At 71.0% G+C, this 652-nt stretch carries 1 protein-coding gene; it reads right to left on the bottom strand.

Annotated elements, in window-relative coordinates; genetic code table 11:
* Window positions 1–36 precede the first annotated feature (36 nt).
* Window positions 37–652, bottom strand: a 616-nt coding sequence (locus Msi02_RS42825) for a Gfo/Idh/MocA family protein (RefSeq protein WP_239109453.1), incomplete at its 5' end; no start/stop codon positions are given.

Below are 652 nucleotides of genomic sequence, written 5' to 3'. Positions count from 1 at the left end.
CCGCCCACTGCCCCGTGAACAACGTGATGGGCCTGGTCATGAATCCTCCACAGTGGTGAAGCGGCTGCCCTCAGCCGCGCTCTGCTCGACGGCGGCGAGCACCCGCTGGACCCGCAGGCCGTCGTCGAAGGACGGCGCGGGCGCGACACCGGCGGCGATCGCCTCGATGAAGTCCTTCACCTCATGGGTGAAGCTGTGCTCGTAGCCCAGGACGTGTCCGGGCGGCCACCACGCCCCGGCGTACGGGTGGTCCGGCTCGGTGACCTGCACCCGCCGGAACCCGTGCTCACCGCTGGGGATGGTGTGGTCGTGGAACCACAGCTCGTTCATCGACTCGAAGTCGAAGGACAGGCTGCCCAGCGCTCCGTTGACTTCGATGCGCAGCGCGTTCTTGTGCCCGGGAGCGAAGCGGGTGGCCTCGAACGACGCCAGCCCGCCGCCGCTGAGCCTGCCGATGAACAGCGCGGCGTCGTCGACGGTGACCGCGCCCCTCCCGGCGCCGCCGCCGGCCGAGAGCCCGGCCGAGCTGGCTGCCAGGGGACGCTCCTTGACGAAGGTCTCGGTCAGCGCCGACACCCCGGTCAGCCGCTCACCGGTGATGTACTGGGCGGCGTCGACGATGTGGGCGCCGAGGTCGCCCAGCGAGCCCGAT

Origin of the sequence: Microbispora siamensis, assembly GCF_016863095.1 — a bacterium.
Lineage (GTDB): Bacteria > Actinomycetota > Actinomycetes > Streptosporangiales > Streptosporangiaceae > Microbispora > Microbispora siamensis.
This window is presented reverse-complemented; position numbering and strand designations above follow the sequence as displayed.